Source organism: Desulfovibrio sp., from assembly GCF_018379785.1.
Lineage (GTDB): Bacteria > Desulfobacterota > Desulfovibrionia > Desulfovibrionales > Desulfovibrionaceae > Desulfovibrio.
The window spans coordinates 1-16,184 of the sequence record NZ_JAGZUV010000039.1; the positions used below are offsets into that span (position 1 = coordinate 1).

Genomic DNA, 16,184 nt, shown 5'->3' on the forward strand with positions numbered 1-16,184 from the left:
CCCGGTGGAAAGATAAAACAGTGTGCTCATGACTTACCTCGGGCGTTATAAATACACTGATATAAAATGGTTGGCAATTAACGAGTCCTGAACCTAGAGCCTGATGCGCCATGAAACCGGCTCCCTTGTCCTCTGCTCGGCGCAGGGCTTCCAACAGTTCTGGGGCGGAGATGCTTTTGATGGGCCGCTTGCCGAGCGGCGGAAACACGTATTTCTCCATACGACGCCGGATGTGGCCCTTGTAAGCAGCCGTCCAGTTGACCGAGTATTTTTCCAACCACTCCAGGGCGATTGCCTGAAATGAGTTTTGAGCGGCGCTGGCAGCGATCGCTTTGGCTTCCTGTTTGGCAGTGCTGGGGTCTATGTTGTCCAGCAGCAGTTTCTTGGCTGCTTCCCGGCGTTCTCGCGCTTCTTTCAGACTGACGGCTGGATACGGCCCAATGACCAGCAGTTTTTGTTTGCCCATGAATCTGTAACCAAACCGCCAAGATTTGCTTCCCTGCGGCGTTATGTAGAGATACAGCCCGCCGCCGTCCGAATGCTTTTGAGCTTTGCCGTTTCCTTGCTTGCGTTTTACGAAAGTATCGGTCAATTTCATGCTTACCCTCCCAAGGTGATATCTCTTTATTTCCAACCAGTTTACGACAAAATGAGCGCCAAAAACGTACCAGCAGATGTACCAGCAATAGGCGTGTATTTTGGCGGACAGCATTCAATTCCCATGCAGTTAAAATAGCATGCAATATTTTGAATATACTGAATAAATACACTTTAACGAACTGCTTGAAATCAGAAGTATCATTTTCCGCCTTGTTCAGCATTTCTCTGGCGGAACTGGCGATGAAGATATGGGCCTTGTCGCCACCAGCGCTCTCAGGGAACATTTCCTTCAGGAGCTTTTCATGCGGCGCTTCCACCATTTCCTTGAACAAGTCCTGGATGGTGCGGCTTGCATCGGCCAACATGCAGGAGAGGTCATAGAGCGTGGCCGTGCGGCCCTGGCTGCTCCGGATCATGATGCAGCAGTGCAGGATCGCCCCGCCCAGCATGGCGAAGGCCGCCTTGCTCCAGTGATCCTCCAGGCCTTTGCCGTTGGGATCGACCAGCATTGCGGCCATGTTCTGCACATCCGGAATCGCCATCATGGTGTCGATGCGGAGTTCTTCCAGGGGATTGAAGGCGGCGGACGCGCCGGAGGGATCAGAGGGGTCAAAGCGCAGCACCACCTGATCTTGGGATTTGCGCCAACCGCCCGTGAGCGACCAGTTTTCGCCCTTGATATCCAGAACGATGCTGGAGCCTTCCCAGGCCAGCAATGTGGGCAGAATCAGGCCGACACCTTTGCCGGAGCGCGTGGGCGCGAAAACCATGATGTGTTCCGGCCCGTTGTGCCGGAGGTAGAGTTGCACTTCGTCAGGTTTGCTCCGGAGTGCCCGGAGCATGGACGAAATACCGGCGTATTTCTTGAGCCAGCCACCGACATAGACGCCTTTGCTCTCAAAATAGCCCATGGTGCGGATTTCTTTTTCTTCCGCCCAGCGGGCCGAGCTGTGCAGATTGGCGTTGGCCTTCAGTTTCTTCATGAAGGCCATCCAGTAGGCAATGACGATGAATTGCGGCACCAGGAACAGCGCCTGGCTGTGTGTTACAGCCTGCTCAATGAAACCGTAGGTATCGCCGGGGCCAAACTGCTCTTGCCAGGCGAACACCGACCAGGGCGCATACCAGGGAATCCCCCAGAGCACGCCCCACGGCTCGCCAAGTGCCGGATGATAGCTGAAGAAGGCGGCAATGCGCTGGGTGGCCAGCGCCAGGCTGCCGATGCCGAGCAGGAGCATAAACGGCAGATAGAGCCAGCGCAGGCCGCTTTTCTTTTTCTCCGTGCCCAGGCCGTATTTTGCGGGCATGACATTCTCCGATGGAGGCCGTCATGCGGCGCGGGGTTGGGGCTCGTGGCTCTCATTACTCCAGGGGTTTATTCAGAAGGATCTTGATTTATCCCTCAAGAGGGATTACCCTAAATTCAGTCATAATTTTTCCCCTATGGAGGACATATGCAACTACATTCAGACATCAAGCCGATTTCCTGGCTCAAAAATAACGCCAAGCAAATGGTGGAATCCGTGGCGGAAACCGGCAATCCGATGGTTATTACTCAAAACGGCGAAGCAAAAGCCGTTGTGATGAACGTCCGCGAATATGACCAGATGCAGCAAAGCCTGGCTCTTCTACGTATGCTCGCGGATAGCTCCGCCGATGTAGAGGCCGGTAATCTCCGTGACTCAGATGAAGTTTTTGCCGACATCCGTAATATGATCGCGGAGAAACGCAATGAGCGCGGCTAAAGCCTGGCGGGTTGCATTTACCCGCCGAGCCGAAGAAGACATTAAAGGTATTTTCGCCTTCATTGCCGACCGGGACGGGCCTGATATTGCTGAAACGATCCTGAACAGGTTTATTCAGGCGAGGGACAGCTTGCGTGAGCTTCCCGATCGTGGCCGTATTCCTCCTGAACTTAAGCGAGTAAACATTCTTTCGTATCGGGAAATTCAAGTTTCGCCGTACAGGGTTGTCTATCAGGTCAGCAAGGCTGCCCATGAAGTACATATTCATGTGGTGGCGGACGAACGGCGTAACTTTACCGAACTTTTGAAAGACCGGCTGTTGAATATTCCTTCCAGCGAAGACGCCAGGCAATAGCCGCATTTTCTACCTCCCCACCCGGTACGGCTGCTTAAAAACAATATCTTTCGTCACTATGACGTTGAACTGGTAGCCGGGCCGGATTTCCAGCGTGGGTTTGATGTTCAGATTCTTTTGCAGGAGTTGGAGCGTGGCCTGTCCGAGTTGCGAAGCTAGGGCCGCGCCCATTTCGTCCTGGAGTTTGGGATTGTCGCTATCGCCGCCGCTGTCCAGGGAATCCATACTGTAGGACATGCCGCCCGTGATCATGCTCATGAGAATGGCCGAGCCGAAGATACGCAGATAGTGGTTGTTCACCTTATCCGTGTATCCGGCGTTGCCCGCCATATCCGAGCCGGGCATGGCTCCCAGCGTGACGGCGGAACCATCCGGGAACATCAGGCGGTTCCAGGCCACCAGCACACGTTCCTGACCGTAGATCACGCGGGAATCGTACACGCCAAAGAGCTTTGCACCTTGCGGGATAAGCAGTTGCCGCCCTGTGGCCGTGTCAAAGACGTTCTGCGAAACCTGTGCGATGATGTTGCCCGGCAGATCGGAGTTGATGCCCGTCACCATGACGCCGGGAATCACCGCGCCGGTTTTCAGTTCAAGAGGCTGACCGGCGGTGCGGGAGTGCGGCAGAATCCAGCTTGAGTCTTTTTCAGCCCGCCCGAAAAATGCTTCCTTATCCTTGTCGGCGGCGGGATCGTAGCCGTTCTCCCGCAGGGCGGACAAATCGCGGTTCATATCCGGAGCGGTATCTCGTCGCTGATCTTCCCGCACCATTGCCACCTGTTGGCCAGATTGCGCAGAACTGTCTGCGTTTTTCTTCACGCCCAGCGGCGCGGAAAGTGCCGTGAGTTGGGCCTGCGCTTTCATGCGGCGCAGATTTTCCAGTTCCTGCCGGTACTGATCTGGCTGTTCCTGTTTGCCTTGCACCACAATCAACGGCTCGCGTGAGCGCATTTCAGCCGCTTTCGGTTCCGGCCCGGCAATGGCCGGAGAGCCCGCTGGCGGGGCCAGAGCAAGGCCACGGCCTTCGCCCATGAGCAAAGGCCGCTCCTCCTCCTCCTCCTCCTCCTCCTCCTCCTTGATGTCCACTTTTTGCGTTCCCGCCTGTTCTTCCTCCTGGTTGTGCGCGAAATTCACGCTGTAAACCAGGATGCCAAGCAAAAACAGACCGGCGATCAGCACGGCATAGATCGGCCAGCGGCTCATGCGAGCCACACTGACCTTTTTTGTTGGTTCCAGGCTATTTGGGGTTTTGTCGTTCATGCCTCCCCCTAATTCAGCGTGTCTTGCACGAAGCTTGAGCCGGAATCCCAGGCATGACGGGCTTTTTCTGTTGCTTTATCTACGATGGAGCGCCGGAATTCCTGTTCCGTGCGGCTCTGGCCAGCTTCCGGCTGCCCGCTGGCTGTATACGACCGGGCAAAGGCCTTGCCATCAGAAAGGCGCAGTTGCAGATACCAGGCCGATTTTTCATCCAGCGCGTCCAGGGTATAGGCCACGACAATTACATCAGCCGACTCCGCAGCGGCCAGGGTAAAGCCTTGCGAGCGCAGATCGGATTCAAAGGCGGCAGCAAAGTCATTAGTGGCGTCTTCCGCCTGGAGCAGATGCAGGGAAGTATGGCCGGGCGGGTACCGCTCCGAGAGGCAGGCAACGGCATCGGCGGCAATGGCCGACACCGCGCCGCGCTCCGGCAGCGGGCCGCAAAAGGAACCGACCAGGCCAGGCTTGGCGCAGCCGGAAGCGAACAACACAGCGAAACAAAGAACGAGAAGGGTTTTACGCATTACTTGTCCCCCCTTATGACTTCCACCTTTTCCTGATCGCCGCCTACGCCGATGACCAGGGCGATACGGTCAAACAGCCCGTCCACGATCATGGCGGAATCTTTAACCCGGTAGTTTACCAGCCCGTCCTGTTTGCCTTTGCGCACCAGCAGTATGGGCATTTCGCCGGAGGCGGATTTTTCCGGCAGCCGGATGAAGGTTTGCTGACCGTCATCATAAACGCGCTCTGGCTTCCATTTCGCCTTGCCCTTGACCTCGTAATTGAAGTTCAGGGCCGACAAGTCCGTGGTTCTGCCGTCCACACTGGTGGAATTCCATTCCCGCTCCTTCGCCTCCCTGGCTTGCCGCCAGGCGGCTTGCTGCTTCAGGCCTTCCGAGTACAGAAAGCCCACATACGGCGTATGTCCGGAACGCTGGGAAACAAGACGCAGGTGATACACACGGCGGTCAGTCGTGACCACGGCGGAACTTTCCAGGCCGGAATCCACCGGCTTGATGAACAAATGCGCGGTAGCACTCGCGCCGGAGCCTGCCTTGCCGGAGTCCACCATCCAGCGCGAGGAATCGCCCACCACAATTTCGTGCACGGTTTCTCCGGCCTGGAGTTCCACATCGCAAACCTGCATGGGCGCGGCCACAATCGTGGGCAGGCTTGCGCCATGCACATAGACCACCTTGCCGCCCCCCGTAAGAACCGGCTCAACACCCTGGCGCGACCAGGAGCCGGAAAGGCGTAGCGCCTTTTTTTCCTTTTCGGTCAGGGGCACCGTCTTGGGATTCAGGTAATCGATCTCAGGCATGGCAACTGGGGCCGGGTTTCCCGCTTCCGGTTGCAGCGGTGGCGGGTACCCTGCGGGTATGGGGCTGGCCGCGAAAGCCGGAACGGCGTATAGCGTGAACACGCAGACAAAGATCAGTATCTTTTTCATGAATGACCTCATTCCTGATTGTTTTGGGGTTTGGCCGGGGCGGTCGCGCCAACAACTTTGCCCGCAGAGAGCGAAGTGATGTAGACACCGCCGGGGTTGCGCAGCAGAACCGCGTCCACAGTCGGCGGGTTGATCTGGATCGTCACGGTTGCTTCATAGGCGTGGGAATCAAGTAGAACACCCGCATGGCTACGCACGGTTTCCACCCATTCCACCCGGTAGGAATCGGAACTGACCGGCAGAGGCAGGCCTTTGATCTCCACATGCACCAGCTTGCCGGACTTGGCGATTTCATAGGGATTGTTGGCCTCGTACCATTCACGCAGAACGCCTTTGGCACTTCCGGCCATGAAGAAAGACAGCCGCTCGATCATCTTCTGCTGGAGCTCCACGTCCGCTGTAACCGTGCGCCAGTTACTGACGCAGGCGGCGATCTCGGCCTGGATCAGGCGCTGCGGCGTGGAACTGGCCTGATCAGCCCGTGCCACCACGCTGGATTTGCCCAGCTTGTCCACTTCAATGATGTAGGGAACGGTTTTGACCTGGCTCGCCTGAATGCCGTTGCCGGTAATGGAAACGGCGGTGAGAAGAAGACAGACAAACGCGACCATGCGCCATTGCGCGGCCCGGCTGATGTAAGAGCCGTACCGCTCCAGCCATTCTTCCCGTCCGTTGAGGTAGGGATTTCCGCCTTTGTCCGGCATGGAACCGGGCGGGGATGTTTCAGTTTTTTCCTTGAAAAAAGTCATAGATACCACCATCGGTTAAGAGCTTTCGCCCTTGTTTTCTTTATTTTGGCCCATACGGGTACGCTCCAGGCGTTCCTGCATTTCAGAGCGGGTACGGGTGCTCAGAGCTTTCTCGCCGGAGCTTTTTGCGTCCTGCCTGGCTCCCCATGATGCGTTTTGTCAAGTGTTATTTTTGTTTATTGACGCAAATATCCTGTTCTTTGGGAGAGGTCGGGGGCGCGGGGGCAGAGCCACCGCAAAACCTAACGGTAGCCACCGCACCAGTGGAGCCGGTTTTGCCGTAGAATGAAGCTGGCGGCGGCGGGGGTAGGATTTCTATATCCTGTTCCCCGTTGTCGGCAGCGCAATGACACGGCAAAAATCCAGACTGTCAATGGTTCAAGGGTGGAGATTTTTTTGCGTCATTTGCAAAAAAATACTACCCGTCCATTGTCGGTCTGGATAGGCGGAACGGACGGAGCGATTTTATTGTTTTAGATGGGCGAATATGGTATAATCAAAGCGCAATGACAAGCGAAGATTTTGAGAGGAACAATAGGCTATGAAAATGCCAAACGAAAATATTGATACGAATATGTATGCTCCTTGCGGAATGAATTGTATGGTTTGCTATAAGCACTGTTATCATAAAAAACCATGTGCCGGTTGTTTGAATAGCGACAAGGGAAAGCCGGAGCACTGCCGCAAATGCAAGATAAAAGATTGTATTAGACAAAAGGGCTTGACTTATTGTTTTGAGTGTTCCGCTTATCCCTGCAAGTTGATTAATAATCTTGAAAAAAGTTATAACCAAAGGTATCAAGCAAGCCTTATGGAAAATAGTGAATTTGTCCGGCGATACGGTTTAGAGATGTTTATGGAAAAGCAAAAAGAGAAGTATACTTGCTTAAAATGCGGCGGCGTTATTTCCATTCACGATAGGGAATGTAGCGGATGTCAAGAAAAAATGAAATGAGTTTGTCGGATTGACAAATCGAAATTTGTGTAGAAAGGGTAGAACATGGAAAATCAATATATACAGCTTGTACCGGCAGACCTATCTCTTGTAGAGAAAGTGGTTGATTACTACAAAAGGAACAGGGATTTTTTAGAGGCATTTGAGCCTGTGCGAAACGAAGAATTTTTTTCACTTAAATATCAGCGAGAGGTCTTAAAAAAGGAAAAACTTGAGTATGAAGAAAAGACAGCGTTTCGCTTTTATATTATACCAGCAGAACAACCCACGAAGATTATAGGCATAATAGGATTAAACAATGTGGTATGGGGAGCCTTTTGTTCTGCTTTTTTGGGATACAAATTAGATAAAGATTTTCTCAATAAAGGTTATATGTCTATGGCAGTAGAAATGCTGACAAAATACGCATTTGAAGAATTAGATTTACATCGAATAGAAGCAAATGTAATGCTGAAAAACAAGGCTTCTTTAAGAGTTTTAGAAAAAAATAATTTTATGAATGAGGGAATTTCAAAGTATTATCTAAATATAAATGGTGTTTGGGAAGATCACATTCATATGGTAAAGATAAATTATGCTATGCACTAAATCCCAGTTTGTAGGGCGGCGGGGTAGGCTAAATTTATCCCGCCGCCGGTTACGTCTACAATTCAGCATTTTGTTCTCTTCGGGGGTGCTGTTCGCGCTGTTCTTGCCGCAGGATACTGTAAACGCTTTTGCGGATTCGCTCGGCTTCTTTTACCTCATCTTTGAGGGAAAGATACTGCTGATTGAGCGTTTTCCGTTCGGCGGTCAGCTTGTCGCGCTCGGCTTTCCATGCCTTTGTCGGTAGGGTGGTCTTGCCGTTCAACACGCCTTTGAGATAGCTGTGCGCCGCCGTGAATAGGGCTTGTTCCGTGTCCGTTAGCGGCTTCTTGCCCTTATATTTTAGATAAAGGTCAACTTGCTGGATATGTTTTTCCAGAGTGGTCAAACGCCGTTCAATGGGTTTCAATTTATCCCGAATATCCATCTGCCTGTCAATCATGCCGCCGAAGTGTTTATCAAGCCCCGCCATATCCATGATGTTGTTACGGGTGAGGAAGTTCAGCATATTCGCCGCGTCTTTGAGGTTATAGAGCGATTGCGAAACGTCCGATTTGCCCGCCTGTGCTTTGCGCTTTAATATGTCTTGAATGTAGTCCGCAAGGGTGGTCGGTGCGGTGCTTTCCTGTTCCTCTTTCAGCCAATCTTGCAGTTTGGAGATACGCGCCCTTGCTGTAAAGCAAGGGTAGGGGCGCAAGCCCGTTACCCTTGTGTCGCGTCCCCGTCTGCGTCCCCGTCCTCGCGGCTCTCCTGCGCTGTATAGGCGGTTTTTGTGGTGGGGCGGGTGTCAGGACTGTGCCGCCGGTTCCGCGGCCTTTACGGCGGCTGTGGCGGCGTTCTGCGCGGTCAATTCGCCCAGTATGCGGCGGCTCGGTTCGGCGGCTACGGTCTGTTCTAAAAAGGTCTTGAATTGCTCGTCCGTCAAAGTGATGGTGTCGGGTAACATACTTTCAAAAAGCCCCATGCGCCGGCATAGCCGCTTCGTCCTGTCCTTGCGCTCCTGTGCTTTCTGTTCCTGCACTAGCTGTCTGCGCCGGTTTTCAAGCTGCCGGATTTCTTCTTCAATGCTCGTGATTTTCTCGGTCTTGGTCTTTGCCATGTGTCAAACGCTCCTTTCAGTTTTTGAGAAGTGAATGGAAGGGATAGGAATGGAATAGAACGCAAAAAAGCGACTTGCCTTTCTTTATGAACAAGCCGCTTTTCGCGTTTCGGTATTCATGTCGTTTCCTCGGTCGCTATCACTTTCAGCAGCTTGTCCCCGAATGTGTCGTTGCTGTCGTGGTTGAAGAATATCTCGGTGATAAAGGTCTGGTTGTTTATCCGCGTTGTCAGAATACCGTCCGGCTTTCGGGGCGCGTCCGGCGTTTCGGTGGTCTTTGTCATGCAATCTCTCCTTTTGATTTTGGCGGCAAAAAAAGAGATTTCCCATGATTAGGAAACCTCTTGTTGCGGCGGGTATTTGGTTTTATTGTGCGGGTTGCAAGGCGGTCTGTGCCTTTTTCCTCGCTCTGTACTCCCGCGCTTTCATGCGGTCATACTCGCGGAGCCTTTCAATATTTTCGGCGCGGTATTCTTTGTAATAAGCCCGATGATAGGCGCGGCATTTTTCTTTTTTGGCTTCTTCGATTTCTTCCCTCATGCGCTTGCATTCCTGTTCCGTTGGCTCCATCTGCTCGGTCAGTTTGTTTTCAAACTTGCCGATGTAGTTAAAATACACCTCCACGCGCTGGACGGCATATCTCGCCCCTTTTACATCACGCTCATGCACAACAATCTTACTGATAAACTCGTTGATGGCGGTGGGGGTGACTTCCTCAAAATCACAATAGCTTTCCACCAGACGGATAAACTTTTTTGCCCGTTGGCTCTGGTTTTCGCGCTCCGATAAATGCGTCTGGATTTCTTCCAGTTCTTTTTTCAGCGGGTAGTATTCCTCCGCGTACTTTCGCGATAGCTGTTCATAGCGATCCGGCTCGATGGCTCCGAGGGCGTTGTCCTCATACAGCTTATCCATGACCTTTTCAATCTGTTCCAGCCGGTGCGTTATCTGCGGGATACGTTTCTGCTGTTTCTTCATTTCTTCCGTCTGCCCTTTGGCAAGGCTGTTTTTCACCAACGCTTCAAATCCGGCTCTGTCGGCTAAGGAATACTGTGCTATCTTCCGTAAAACTTCCGCTATGTTCTGCATGACAATATCCACATCAACGCGGTGCGGTGAATGACATTTAGGGTGTCTGGCTTTTCCTTTGGCGTATTCACTGCAATAGGTGACATAGTGATTACCGTCACTTTTGCGGATAGTGCGAATGTGCATTTTCGTACCGCAATCTTTACAATACATCAGACCGGAAAGCGGGTGAATGTAACCGTCCCCGTTGGGTCTTTTCACTGGGGCGTCTGCAAGTATGCGCTGTACGTTTTCAAAGGTGGCGCGGTCGATAATCGGCTCATGCACGTTTTCGATTATCTGCCACTGGCTTTTATCTACATAGCTGGAATGCTTATCCCTGTAATGCTTGGCGGTCTTGAAATTGACTACATCGCCGCAATACTCCTGTCTTGTGAGAATGTGGGTCAAGGTAGCCTTGTTCCAGTTATACCGGTTTTCCTCATTCAAAGGCTTGCTTTTCGCCGTCCCCCTGTCGTGCTGTTTGAGGTAAAAGGTCGGGGTAAGGATTTGCTCATTTTTCAGATAAACGGCGATTTGGTTTCGATTTTTCCCGTCCATGAAAAGGCGAAAAATCAAGCGGACAACTTCGGCGGCTTCTTCGTCAATCAACCAAAAATCTTTATTGTTTGGGTCTTTGACATAGCCGTAAGGGGCTTCGGTGGCGATTGGCTTTCCGCTGGTTCCTTTCGTCTTAATGCCTGTTTTCACTTTTTTGCTGATGTCCCTTGCGTACCACTCTGACATGATATTGATGAACGGCGCAAACTCCAATGTGCTTGGCTCCGCGCTGTCTATGCCGTTATTGATTGCGATAAACCGCACGTTGTTTCTGCGGAATATTTCCATAGCGTTTCCCACTTGGAGATAGTCGCGCCCCCATCGCGTCATGTCTTTCATAATCACAATACCGACTTTGCCGTTTTCTACATCTTCCATCATCTGCACATAGGCGGAACGGTCAAAAAATCTGCCGCTTTCATCGTCGTCAATGTAGTGTTTGACGCTCGTCAATTTCTGCTCTTTGGCGTATCGCTCTAAAAAAATCTTCTGGTTCTGAATGCTGTTGCTCTCGCCACCGTCCCTGTCCTCGTCACCAACTGAAAGGCGAGAGTATAGCGCGGTTATCTTGCTGTATTGGTTCATGGCGTTTCCTCCTGTCGTCTATATAGTTTGCCTTACAGTTGTTATTATGCGCTCCACAGGGATTTCGCCATGCTCGCCGCCACCCCCATACCTGTTGCCCCATCCATGCCCGCGATTTTCGCCGCGTCTTTCACATTCTGGATGCTGTTCGTCCCGGCCACCATCGCGCCGATGGCAGCGCCGCCCACAGCGGCGGCGGAAGCGGTAAGCGCCGCGCCGCTGGAAACGTGCGAGCCGTTGATGATGCCCGCGCACACGTCCGGCAGGGATTTGACCAGGGCCAGCAACACGACCGACGCGCCAATGACCACAAAGATGTCCTGAAGCTCCGCTGTGGAAGTGGAGAATCCTTCAATGAAGGCGATGCCCACGCCCAGGACGAGCTGCATAACGAAGAGTTTGAAAGCCACGGCCAGCACATAGCGAATGGCGTTGACGGCGTAATCCTTGAGAAAGGAGTTGCCGCCGAAGGCCACCAGGATCAGCGCCGCCGCCATGGCAACCATTGCTTCGCATTTGATGAAGACCACCTGCGCGGAAATGAGGGCAAAACAGATGATGATGACCAGCGCCGCGATGAGCAGCGCGATGGAGTTGCCCGGCGACCAGACGGAGAGTTTGTCCAGCACCAATTTGACGAGTTGCATGCCCGTGAGGAACGGCGATTCCGAAGAGTATCCGCCCGGCGTCAGCTCTCTGCCGATGCTGCCGAGGCCGTTGATCAGGTTCCAGGCCCATTCCTGGTAATAGTTGATGACGGCCAGGAAGAACCCGGCCATGAGCAGGAGCATAACGAACTGTTTGAAGATGTCCGGGATCTGATCGCGGTTGAGCGCGGCCTTGATACCCAGGAAACACACTTCCAGAATGACCAGCCAGCGGAACACGATCAGCGCGTACCGCTTCAAAGTCGGTTCCCATGTGCTTGTCTTGGTGTAGAACTCGCGTACCAGCTTCGACACAAAATCTTCATCAGCGGCAAAGGCTTGCTCCGGCAAGAGCAGGAGAGCCATTGCCGGGAGGCAGATTGCGGCCAGAAGCAGAAAATGCTTTTTCATAGCCGCCGCCTAAAAGGGATCGGGCTTGGCCTTTGCCTTGCCGATCCGATCCGTTTTGATGGTTTCGCGCCAGACTTCCTCCGACATCTGGCTTTCTTTTTCCGCCTTCATCTGGCTGGAAAGTTGCGACTGCACCTGTGTGGCCATCAGCTCACGCAGTTGCCGAGCTTCCTGCACTTGGAGCGCGGAGAGCTGGTTACCCGCCATAATGGCCTTTTGCTGGCCGTCCGGCGTGGAAAGCAGATCATCAATGTATTGCTGGAAACGCGCCGGATCGCGCTGCAAGTCGGCAAGCTGCTGACCGGAGAGCTGGAACGTGGCCTGCGAAGCCTGGTCAACGGACTCCGCCCATTTATCCCATTCCTGACGGTAGCGGCGGTTGGCCTCCTCCACCTGTTCCGGGCTCGCTCCGGCCAGGGTGCCGAAGAGCGCCTGTTCCGGAAACAGGTTGGTGAAAATCTCGCCAAGGGCCACAATGTCACCGCGTTGCGTCCGGAGCGTACTGGAAAGGCTGGCCAAGCGCGTGATGCTGTTTTTCAGCTCATTGACCAGATTGGCCGGGAGCATGGCCGTGTTCTGGAGCATGTTTTCATACTGCTCAATGTTCTGCCGCACCATGTTGATCTGCTGGCGCGTCTGCTCAACTGCCTCCTGGTATTGCTTGATGGCGTTGGAAAGCTCTTCCACATTGGTGATGCGATCCAGCAACTGAATCAGATTGGTGCTGCAATTCGTGCAGGTGACGGTAAGAGCGTGGGCGGGCGTGGCGAACAGAACCAGCACGGCCAGGCTCAAAAGATACTTTTTCATAAAGGCTCCATGAGTAAGGCCGGGGAGCCGCAGCCCCCCGGCGTTTGGGTTATGCTGCGTTCCGTTCGCGCAGCCAGGCCTCCTGCCAGGCATCCGGGCCGTATTCCACGGCCAGTTCACGGATACGAGCGATACTTTCCTTGTCCGACGCGCCGACAAAGGCCAGCGCCTTGTTCTTCAGGGCGAGTTGCACCTTGCGCCGCCCCTGCGGACTGACAATGTAGTAGTCCCGCTTAGGCTCGCTGGTTTTGAGGATGTTGATCTGTTTGTCGTTGAGGCCCATGCCCACATAGAGTTCCTTCTGACCGGCATCTTCAGCGGCGCTGTTGGGCAGGAAAATCTTTGTGGGGCAGGACTCGGTGAGAACGTCCAGGATGCCGGAGTTTCTGGCGTCGGAAAGGCTCTGCGTTGCCAGAATCACTGCGCAGTTGGCCTTGCGCATGACTTTCAGCCATTCGCGGATCTTGGCCCGGAACACCGGGTGCCCCAGCATGATCCAGGCTTCATCCAGCACCAGAATGGTGGGAGAACCGTCCAGCGCCTTTTCGATGCGCCGGAACAGGTAGGTCAGCACCGGCACCATGTTTTTGTCGCCCAGGTTCATCAGGTCTTCGATCTCGAAAACCATGAAACGGGAGAGGTTCAGGCTGTCCGTGTCCGCGTCCAGCAGCCGCCCCATCGCGCCCTGCGTGGTGTAGTGCTGGATGGCCTCCTTGATTTCCCTGTCCTGCACCACATGGTAGAAATGCGTCAGGGTACGCAGGTTCTCCGGGCTTGCGGCCAGGGTTTCCATTGCCGTGTGAATGGCGTTGCGATGGCTGGGCATGACCGTGAACTGCTGTAACTCCATGAGGGAAGCGATCCATTCTTCCGCCCAGGCGCGTTCTTCTTCCGAGTCAATGCGCTGGAGCGGCGCGAAGGCCAGTTCATCAGCATTGCCGATGTTGAAGTGATCGCCGCCCGCCCCGAAGCAGAGCGGAAACAGGCTCATACCCTTGTCAAAGGTGAAGATACGGGCGTTTTCATAGCCACGGAACTGCGCGGCAATGAGCGCCAGCAAGGTGGATTTGCCCGCGCCGGTCGGCCCGAAAATGAGCGTATGACCGAGATCGCCCGCATGAATGTTGAACCAGAACGGCGTGGAGTTATCCGTCATCAGCACGGCCAGCGGCCTGGAGTCCGGAGGATAGAACGGGCACGGATTGACCGGAGAGCCCGTCCAGACCGAAGACAGCGGCAGCAGATCCGCCAGATTCAGCGTGTTGACCATCGGACGCCGCAAATTGGCGTAGCTGTTGCCAGGATGCGTTCCCAGCCAGGCTTCCAGAGCGTTGATGGATTCGATACGGCAGCCGAAACCCAGCGTCTGCATCGTGCGGCGCAAATCCCGCGCCCAATCCTGCAACCGCTCCTGATCTTCGTGCATCAGGACAATGCAGGAAGTCAGATAGCCCGCGCTGACGTAGCCCCCTTGTACTTCCGTGAGCGCGGTTTCCGCGTCTTCGGCCATGAGCAGAGCGTCACGGTTGGCGCGGGCATTGGGATTGTTGAAGAACTGATCCAGGAAGCGGTAAACCTGCTGCCGCCAGCCCTTGCGGTAGGAATTGATCTCCTTGGCCGCGTCATATTGATCCAGGCAGATAAAGCGGCTGGAGAAACGATATTCCAGAGCCAGAGCGTCCAACTCCCGAAGCATGGCCGGGTAGGATTCCTGCGGCAGGCCGTCCAGCGAGATCACCGCCAGATTCCGGTTGCCCAGGCGCGGAATGATGCCGCCCACCAGGTCTTCGCTCCCCAGGAGTGCATCCAGATACATGGGAGTGCGCGGCACCCGCATGGGCTGGAGTTCGCCGCAGACGCAATACTGTAAATGGGAAAGCAGATCGGATTGGAGCCAATCGGCATCGTCCGTGTCTGCCACCGGATATTCCAGCAACCGCTGCATGGAGAGGACAGCGGAAAGCGCGTCTTCCAGCTCTTCCAGCATCCCCTGAAAGTATGACAACGCCTTTTCCAGAGCGCCGGAAGACGCAACCCCCGATTGCGCCTTTCCGGCCAGTTTGGCCGCCTGGAAGTTCGGTTTATAGGTGACGGTCAGAATGGCGCTGGTGCTGAAGCACCTGTTACCGCTGAAGTGCTCCCTGCGTTCCTCGTCAATGAGCCGTGTCACCGGATCGGGGAAGTGCCCCTTTTCCGGGGCCGGGAAGGCCTTGTGGGAACTGCGGATTGCATCCATGTGCAGCATCCAGCCGCTCCCCAGGAGCTTCACGGCGTTATTGAAGCGGCTGGATACCAGGGCCAGATCGCTTTCCGTGGAGCTGGCCGTATCCTGGCCGCGTATTTCCCAGCCCGCCAGAAACGAGCCGTCTTTGTTCAATATGATGCCGGGTGCGATGAGCGCGGCATAGGGCAACAGATCCGGCAGGCCTTTGGTTTTGGTGCGGTAGTCAAGGAGTTTCAGCATTTGAAGCCTCCTGCCGCTCGCCATCGGCCCGCCTTGGCCGGGTAGAATTCCTGTTGTTTGACATGGCGCAGCCAGACGCGGCTCATGATTGGGTCTGCCTTGGCCATGCGCCGGAGCGCGAACACCGCCGTGATCCAGAACACAATGGCCGACACGATGGAAACCGCCGTGAGCCCGCCCACGCCCACAAGCAGCGCGATCAGGGCGCTGGTCATGACCAGTTCCCGTTCCGCGCCAAGCACATGGGCATGGCGGTGCAAGGATTGATGAATGGGGAGGAATCGCCTCATATCACCGCCCCGGAGAAGGAAAACACCGAGTTCACGATGCTGGCGGCAAAAGCGATGAAGGAAATGCCGAACACCACGGACAGGAGCAGCTTGAAACCGCCGCTGATGTCATCCTTGTTCATGATAAAAATTATGCCGCACAGCGCCATTGCCACAATGGAAATCCATTTACCGGCAGGCCCGGTAATGGTGTTCACCACCCGTTCCAGGGGGCTGGAGAATTCGGTGATGCCACCGGACGCGGCGGCGATATCAGGGAAGCAGAGGTAGAAAGCCAGAAAACCGAAAGCGGCAAGCGCCTTCAGGGAAAAGGAAGGATTACCGGCGGGAAGAAGGAATTTCGCTCTCATAACGGTCTCCGAAGAGGCCGTCATGCGGCGCTTGGCTGGGGCGCGAGGCCCGCAGATGTACGCGGGTTTTGCAGCGGGGGCACTGAAGCTCTATTTCACCGGCTTCAAGGGCTCCCCGTGCGAGCAGTCGGTTGCAATCCCGGCAGCGGATCTCCGGGCTGTGTTTTACAGGCGCTTTCATATGATTCTTTCGTCCT

General features: G+C 54.5%; 19 protein-coding genes and 1 pseudogene. 4 read left to right on the forward strand and 16 right to left on the reverse strand.

The genetic code is table 11. From position 1 onward, the window contains the following. A partial coding sequence (locus KH208_RS09435) for a tyrosine-type recombinase/integrase (RefSeq protein ID WP_367114958.1) occupies positions 1 to 712 on the reverse strand: 712 nt, incomplete at its 3' end. A 232-nt stretch (positions 713 to 944) separates the two neighbouring features. Then, a pseudogene (locus tag KH208_RS09440) lies at positions 945 to 1,907 on the reverse strand (type IV secretory system conjugative DNA transfer family protein); the annotation flags it as partial. Between the two features lie 147 nt (positions 1,908 to 2,054). Between KH208_RS09440 and KH208_RS09445 the strand changes: the two are divergent. Next, the gene (locus tag KH208_RS09445) at positions 2,055 to 2,345 is read left to right on the forward strand and encodes a type II toxin-antitoxin system Phd/YefM family antitoxin (protein ID WP_291435754.1); all 291 of its coding nucleotides are present in this window, start codon (positions 2,055 to 2,057) and stop codon (positions 2,343 to 2,345) included. After that, on the forward strand, positions 2,332 to 2,700 hold the full coding sequence (locus tag KH208_RS09450) for a type II toxin-antitoxin system RelE/ParE family toxin (protein WP_291435757.1): 369 nt from the start codon (positions 2,332 to 2,334) through the stop codon (positions 2,698 to 2,700). The genes KH208_RS09445 and KH208_RS09450 overlap by 14 nt, the downstream gene beginning before the upstream one ends. 9 nt (positions 2,701 to 2,709) lie before the next feature. On the opposite strand, the gene KH208_RS09455 is transcribed toward KH208_RS09450, so the two are convergent. The 4 genes from KH208_RS09455 to KH208_RS09470 are packed head-to-tail and all read right to left on the reverse strand — an operon-like array spanning position 2,710 to position 6,162. Then, entirely contained in the window at positions 2,710 to 3,960 is a 1,251-nt protein-coding gene (locus tag KH208_RS09455) for a TrbI/VirB10 family protein (RefSeq protein ID WP_291435759.1), read from the reverse strand. Between the two features lie 8 nt (positions 3,961 to 3,968). Next, entirely contained in the window at positions 3,969 to 4,484 is a 516-nt protein-coding gene (locus tag KH208_RS09460; protein ID WP_291435761.1) for a hypothetical protein, read from the reverse strand. Further along, positions 4,484 to 5,413, reverse strand: a complete 930-nt coding sequence (gene trbG, locus KH208_RS09465) for a P-type conjugative transfer protein TrbG (protein WP_291435762.1) — start codon at positions 5,411 to 5,413, stop codon at positions 4,484 to 4,486. Before trbG ends, KH208_RS09460 begins: the two co-directional genes overlap by 1 nt. A gap of 8 nt (positions 5,414 to 5,421) precedes the next feature. After that, on the reverse strand, positions 5,422 to 6,162 hold the full coding sequence (locus tag KH208_RS09470) for a type IV secretion system protein (RefSeq protein ID WP_291435764.1): 741 nt from the start codon (positions 6,160 to 6,162) through the stop codon (positions 5,422 to 5,424). A gap of 541 nt (positions 6,163 to 6,703) precedes the next feature. On the opposite strand from KH208_RS09470, the gene KH208_RS09475 reads away from it, so the two are divergent. Continuing rightward, the gene (locus KH208_RS09475) at positions 6,704 to 7,117 is read left to right on the forward strand and encodes a DUF3795 domain-containing protein (protein ID WP_291435765.1); all 414 of its coding nucleotides are present in this window, start codon (positions 6,704 to 6,706) and stop codon (positions 7,115 to 7,117) included. A gap of 45 nt (positions 7,118 to 7,162) precedes the next feature. Next, entirely contained in the window at positions 7,163 to 7,705 is a 543-nt protein-coding gene (locus KH208_RS09480) for a GNAT family N-acetyltransferase (RefSeq protein WP_291435766.1), read from the forward strand. Positions 7,706 to 7,760: 55 nt separating this feature from the next. On the opposite strand, the gene KH208_RS09485 is transcribed toward KH208_RS09480, so the two are convergent. The 10 genes from KH208_RS09485 to KH208_RS09530 all read right to left on the reverse strand — a co-directional run bounded on the left by KH208_RS09485 (position 7,761) and on the right by KH208_RS09530 (position 16,168). Next, positions 7,761 to 8,399, reverse strand: coding sequence for a hypothetical protein (locus KH208_RS09485; RefSeq protein WP_291435767.1), 639 nt, complete (start codon positions 8,397 to 8,399; stop codon positions 7,761 to 7,763). A 90-nt stretch (positions 8,400 to 8,489) separates the two neighbouring features. After that, positions 8,490 to 8,801 (reverse strand): DUF3847 domain-containing protein, encoded by a 312-nt coding sequence (locus KH208_RS09490; protein ID WP_291435769.1) that lies wholly within the window; start codon positions 8,799 to 8,801, stop codon positions 8,490 to 8,492. 116 nt (positions 8,802 to 8,917) lie between these two features. Next, positions 8,918 to 9,085: a transposon-encoded TnpW family protein gene (locus tag KH208_RS09495; RefSeq protein ID WP_291435771.1), complete on the reverse strand. Its 168-nt coding sequence runs from the start codon at positions 9,083 to 9,085 to the stop codon at positions 8,918 to 8,920. Between the two features lie 82 nt (positions 9,086 to 9,167). Further along, positions 9,168 to 11,015 (reverse strand): recombinase family protein, encoded by a 1,848-nt coding sequence (locus tag KH208_RS09500; RefSeq protein ID WP_291435773.1) that lies wholly within the window; start codon positions 11,013 to 11,015, stop codon positions 9,168 to 9,170. A 44-nt stretch (positions 11,016 to 11,059) separates the two neighbouring features. Beyond that, entirely contained in the window at positions 11,060 to 12,073 is a 1,014-nt protein-coding gene (gene trbL / locus KH208_RS09505) for a P-type conjugative transfer protein TrbL (protein WP_291435775.1), read from the reverse strand. Positions 12,074 to 12,082: 9 nt separating this feature from the next. Beyond that, positions 12,083 to 12,883 (reverse strand): P-type conjugative transfer protein TrbJ, encoded by an 801-nt coding sequence (trbJ, locus tag KH208_RS09510; RefSeq protein ID WP_291435777.1) that lies wholly within the window; start codon positions 12,881 to 12,883, stop codon positions 12,083 to 12,085. 49 nt (positions 12,884 to 12,932) lie between these two features. After that, positions 12,933 to 15,347: a conjugal transfer protein TrbE gene (locus KH208_RS09515; RefSeq protein ID WP_291435778.1), complete on the reverse strand. Its 2,415-nt coding sequence runs from the start codon at positions 15,345 to 15,347 to the stop codon at positions 12,933 to 12,935. Beyond that, positions 15,341 to 15,637, reverse strand: a complete 297-nt coding sequence (trbD, locus tag KH208_RS09520) for a conjugal transfer protein TrbD (RefSeq protein ID WP_291435779.1) — start codon at positions 15,635 to 15,637, stop codon at positions 15,341 to 15,343. Before trbD ends, KH208_RS09515 begins: the two co-directional genes overlap by 7 nt. Then, entirely contained in the window at positions 15,634 to 15,987 is a 354-nt protein-coding gene (locus KH208_RS09525; RefSeq protein WP_291435780.1) for a TrbC/VirB2 family protein, read from the reverse strand. Before KH208_RS09525 ends, trbD begins: the two co-directional genes overlap by 4 nt. Then, on the reverse strand, positions 15,956 to 16,168 hold the full coding sequence (locus tag KH208_RS09530) for a Com family DNA-binding transcriptional regulator (protein WP_291435781.1): 213 nt from the start codon (positions 16,166 to 16,168) through the stop codon (positions 15,956 to 15,958). The genes KH208_RS09525 and KH208_RS09530 overlap by 32 nt, the downstream gene beginning before the upstream one ends. Between the last annotated feature and the right edge of the window lie 16 nt (positions 16,169 to 16,184).

What these genes read in the sequence shown, in the direction of transcription:
- KH208_RS09445 (WP_291435754.1), top strand. Translation starts at nt 2,055, where the DNA reads ATGCAACTACATTCAGACATCAAGCCGATTTCCTGGCTCAAAAATAAC.
- KH208_RS09450 (WP_291435757.1), top strand. Translation starts at nt 2,332, where the DNA reads ATGAGCGCGGCTAAAGCCTGGCGGGTTGCATTTACCCGCCGAGCCGAA.
- KH208_RS09455 (WP_291435759.1), bottom strand. Translation starts at nt 3,960, where the DNA reads ATGAACGACAAAACCCCAAATAGCCTGGAACCAACAAAAAAGGTCAGT.
- KH208_RS09460 (WP_291435761.1), bottom strand. Translation starts at nt 4,484, where the DNA reads ATGCGTAAAACCCTTCTCGTTCTTTGTTTCGCTGTGTTGTTCGCTTCC.
- trbG (WP_291435762.1), bottom strand. Translation starts at nt 5,413, where the DNA reads ATGAAAAAGATACTGATCTTTGTCTGCGTGTTCACGCTATACGCCGTT.
- KH208_RS09470 (WP_291435764.1), bottom strand. Translation starts at nt 6,162, where the DNA reads ATGACTTTTTTCAAGGAAAAAACTGAAACATCCCCGCCCGGTTCCATG.
- KH208_RS09475 (WP_291435765.1), top strand. Translation starts at nt 6,704, where the DNA reads ATGAAAATGCCAAACGAAAATATTGATACGAATATGTATGCTCCTTGC.
- KH208_RS09480 (WP_291435766.1), top strand. Translation starts at nt 7,163, where the DNA reads ATGGAAAATCAATATATACAGCTTGTACCGGCAGACCTATCTCTTGTA.
- KH208_RS09490 (WP_291435769.1), bottom strand. Translation starts at nt 8,801, where the DNA reads ATGGCAAAGACCAAGACCGAGAAAATCACGAGCATTGAAGAAGAAATC.
- KH208_RS09495 (WP_291435771.1), bottom strand. Translation starts at nt 9,085, where the DNA reads ATGACAAAGACCACCGAAACGCCGGACGCGCCCCGAAAGCCGGACGGT.
- KH208_RS09500 (WP_291435773.1), bottom strand. Translation starts at nt 11,015, where the DNA reads ATGAACCAATACAGCAAGATAACCGCGCTATACTCTCGCCTTTCAGTT.
- trbL (WP_291435775.1), bottom strand. Translation starts at nt 12,073, where the DNA reads ATGAAAAAGCATTTTCTGCTTCTGGCCGCAATCTGCCTCCCGGCAATG.
- trbJ (WP_291435777.1), bottom strand. Translation starts at nt 12,883, where the DNA reads ATGAAAAAGTATCTTTTGAGCCTGGCCGTGCTGGTTCTGTTCGCCACG.
- KH208_RS09515 (WP_291435778.1), bottom strand. Translation starts at nt 15,347, where the DNA reads ATGCTGAAACTCCTTGACTACCGCACCAAAACCAAAGGCCTGCCGGAT.
- trbD (WP_291435779.1), bottom strand. Translation starts at nt 15,637, where the DNA reads ATGAGGCGATTCCTCCCCATTCATCAATCCTTGCACCGCCATGCCCAT.
- KH208_RS09525 (WP_291435780.1), bottom strand. Translation starts at nt 15,987, where the DNA reads ATGAGAGCGAAATTCCTTCTTCCCGCCGGTAATCCTTCCTTTTCCCTG.
- KH208_RS09530 (WP_291435781.1), bottom strand. Translation starts at nt 16,168, where the DNA reads ATGAAAGCGCCTGTAAAACACAGCCCGGAGATCCGCTGCCGGGATTGC.